Source organism: Lentiprolixibacter sp. (genome assembly GCF_982873095.1).
Map to the genome: position 1 here is coordinate 1 of NZ_CEYNTP010000257.1, position 3729 is coordinate 3729.

3 protein-coding genes are annotated in these 3729 nt (G+C 48.0%); all 3 read left to right on the forward strand.

Going from position 1 to position 3729, the window contains the following annotated elements; translation table 11 throughout:
- Positions 1-875, forward strand: an 875-nt coding sequence (locus tag AC4E7D_RS12700; protein WP_490174160.1) for a PSP1 domain-containing protein, incomplete at its 5' end; no start/stop codon positions are given.
- Entirely contained in the window at positions 868-1350 is a 483-nt protein-coding gene (locus tag AC4E7D_RS12705) for a gliding motility lipoprotein GldH (protein ID WP_490174161.1), read from the forward strand. The genes AC4E7D_RS12700 and AC4E7D_RS12705, both read left to right, overlap by 8 nt.
- 3 nt (positions 1351-1353) lie before the next feature.
- On the forward strand, positions 1354-3705 hold the full coding sequence (locus tag AC4E7D_RS12710; RefSeq protein WP_490174162.1) for a penicillin-binding protein 1A: 2352 nt from the start codon (positions 1354-1356) through the stop codon (positions 3703-3705).
- Positions 3706-3729 lie beyond the last annotated feature (24 nt).

Below are 3729 nucleotides of genomic sequence, written 5' to 3' on the forward strand. Positions count from 1 at the left end.
AATTGGTTCGGGTACAGATGAAAAAGAAAAAGGCCTTTCCTCAGGATGGGGAACTCCCAAAAATCTACCGCAAGGCTACTCAGAAGGATATCGACAAATGGCAGAAATCCCGGAATAAGGAGGAAGAGATCAAAAAGCGCTCCCGGGAAATGGCTATCCTGCTTAAACTGGAAATGAAAATCTCTGACGTAGAATTTCAGGGAGACGGTTCCAAAGCCACTTTTTATTACACAGCCGAGGAGCGTGTGGATTTTCGCCAGTTGATCAAGGATATGGCCAAGGCCTTCGGGATACGTATAGAAATGCGGCAGATCGGCTACCGTCAGGAAGCACAGCGCCTGGGCGGTATCGGTTCCTGTGGACGGGAACTATGTTGCTCCACCTGGCTAACGGACTTCAGGTCTGTCAGCACCGCAGCAGCCCGCTACCAGCAACTTTCACTCAACCCTCAAAAACTTGCAGGGCAGTGCGGAAAACTGAAATGCTGCCTGAACTACGAACTGGATGTTTATCTGGAGGCCCTCAAGGATTTTCCTTCCCAGGATGCGAAGATTTCCACTCAGAAAGGACTGGCCTTTTGCCAGAAGGCCGATATCTTCAAGGAAACCCTGTGGTTCTCCTATAAGGATGATCCGTCTAACTGGCACGCGCTGACCAAAGATCAGGTAAAGGAGATCCTGGCCAAAAACAGGAAGAAGGAAAAGATCGCAAGCCTTGAAGAATACGCAGCGGATAATATGAAAGATGATAGCCTGATCTTTGAGAATGCGGTGGGACAGGATAGCCTGACCCGTTTCGATCGTCCCAAGCGAAGAAAAAAACGAAGGAAAAAACGCAAACCGAATAACAAGAAAACCACTGCGAGAAATGCCTAGGATTTTAGTTTTTGGGATCATTTTGCTGTTGGGGTGTTCCTGTAACAATGCCCTGGTGTTCTCCGAATTCCAGTCGAACTCAGAGGGCTCCTGGTCCCGTGATGAAGCGAAGGAATTTACGTTTTCACAAAGCGATACAATATCCAGGTACAATCTGTTTATCAACATCAGGAATGACAACCGGTTCCCTTACAGCAACCTTTTTCTGATTACAGATCTGAAATTTCCTGACGGATCAATAATACGGGACACCCTGGAATATGAAATGGCACTGCCAGACGGAAAATGGCTGGGGAAGGGCTATGGCAGCCTTAAAGAGAACAAACTTTGGTACAAGGAAAACATCGTTTTTCCCGATTCGGGCGTATATACCTTACGGATTACCCACGCGATGAGACAAAACGGCGTTGTGGAAGGGGTAGATCTGCTGGAAGGCATCACAGATGTTGGATTTCAAATAGAATCGAGCGAGTAATTTATGGCTAAATCACAGCAAAGTAGTAAGAAGAAGCACCAACCCTCTTTTGGAAAGTACCTCAAGTGGTTTTGGGGACTTTTTTTCACCGGGGTCCTGGCCTTTTTCCTTTTATTCCTATTAGCTGCCTGGGGGGTGTTTGGAGAAATGCCCACCTTTGAACGCCTCGAAAATCCGCAGACCAACCTGGCTACAGAAATCCTGTCATCAGACGGGGAAACCCTTGGGAAATTTTACCTGGATGACAATCGCACGCCAGTTGACTATAAGGACCTGCCTGAAAATCTTATCAATGCCCTTGTGGCAACGGAAGATGCCCGTTACTATGAACATTCCGGGATAGATGCGCGAGGATTTCTCAGGGCCCTGGCCTACCTCGGACAAAAAGGAGGAGCCAGTACCATATCGCAACAACTGGCCCGACAATTATTTGTTGGGGTTCGATCTAAGAACACCTTTCAGGCCATCACACAAAAAATGAAGGAATGGGTGATCGCCACCCGCCTGGAGCGCAACTACACCAAGGAAGAGATCATAGCCATGTATATGAACATCTATGACTTCAACTATAATGCAGATGGGATCCGTTCAGCGGCAAAGATTTACTTCGGAAAGGAGCCCCACGATCTTAAGACAGAAGAATCTGCGGTCCTGGTGGGCATGTTAAAGAATTCCTCACTTTACAATCCATTGAGAAGACCGGAATTAGTCCTCAACAGGAGAAATACCGTACTCGCCCAGATGGCCAAGTACGAATATATCACAGAAGAGGAGAAGGATTCCCTTCAGGCCCTGAGGATGGATATCAATTTCAATCCGGAGTCGCACAGGGAAGGGTTGGCCCAATACTTCAGGCAATACCTACAGACGTTCTTAAAAAAATGGGTCAAAGAAAACCCAAAACCAATAAGTGAGGATGGGGGCGATACCTGGAATATTTATCTGGACGGCCTAAAAGTGTATACCACAATTGATTCCCGTATGCAGGCTAATGCAGAGGCGGCTGTGGCCGAGCACATGAAACGGTTGCAGGCCGAATTTTTCCACCAGAATACCCCGCAACGAAATCCAACCACACCTTTCATGGACCTGGAAACTGAGGAAATCGATCGCATCATGGAGCGGGCTATAAAGAATTCTGAAAGGTGGCGCAAAATGAAGGCTGCAGGGATATCAGAAAAGAAGATCCGTGCGTCTTTTAATGAAAAAGCGGAAATGACGGTGTTCGACTGGAATAGTGAGACCCAGGAAAAGGACACTATTATGACCCCGCTGGATTCGATCCGGTATTACAAGACCTTCTTAAGGGCATCCCTGATGTCTATGGAACCTCAGACCGGGCATGTAAAGGCGTATGTAGGTGGGATCAATTACAGGCATTTTCAGTATGATAATGTAATACAGGGGGCCCGGCAGGCAGGCTCTACATTTAAACCTTTTGTCTATGCGGCTGCCATTGATCAGCTGCGGTATTCTCCCTGTGATGAGCTTCCCGATAACCAGTATTGTATCGAAGCCAACAAGCATGGCAACCCGGAACCCTGGTGCCCCAAAAATTCCAATGGTAAATACTCAGGGGAAATGTACAGTCTGAAACGGGCACTGGCGAATTCTGTAAATACCGTTACGGCCCAGCTGATAGACCGGGTAGGGCCAAAACCGGTAGTATCTATCGTTAAAAACCTGGGACTCACCAGAGAAATTCCCGAGGTTCCTTCCATTGCACTGGGTACGCCAGACTTTAATGTCTATGAAATGGTGGGGGCATACGGGACCTTTGCCAACCAGGGGGTATACGTAAAACCCGTGATGGTCACCCGCATTGAAGACAAGAACGGGACCGTCTTGTATGAGTATACGCCAGAGACCAAGGATGTCCTGAGCAAAGAGGTGGCCTATGCCATGATTAACCTTATGGAGGGGGTCACTGAAGGTGGCTCGGGGACACGGCTGCGCCATAATACCCAGGCAGAAGAAACTGTCTACAAAGAAATCATTACGGGCTACCCCTATGAATTTACCAACCCGATTGCGGGGAAAACCGGGACTACCCAGAACCAAAGTGATGGCTGGTTTATGGGTATGGTACCCAACCTGGTCACCGGGGTTTGGGTCGGAGGTGAAGACCGGGCTACCCACTTTAAGTCGATCATCTACGGACAGGGAGCATCCATGGCCTTACCCATTTGGGGCCTGTATATGAAACAAAATTATGCCAATCCTGAGTTGGGGGTATCTGATGGAGAATTTCCTGCACCCGAAGAAATGACCATCAATACGGATTGTACCAAAGCGATCGACTCAATTATCAAGGTCAATGAGCTCGAAGACGATCTGGACGATCTGGAATTTTAAGGGGCAACCGGAGTTGATTTGGTC

Coding starts and splice junctions, on each gene's coding strand:
- AC4E7D_RS12705 (WP_490174161.1), top strand. CDS start 868: ATGCCTAGGATTTTAGTTTTTGGGATCATTTTGCTGTTGGGGTGTTCC.
- AC4E7D_RS12710 (WP_490174162.1), top strand. CDS start 1,354: ATGGCTAAATCACAGCAAAGTAGTAAGAAGAAGCACCAACCCTCTTTT.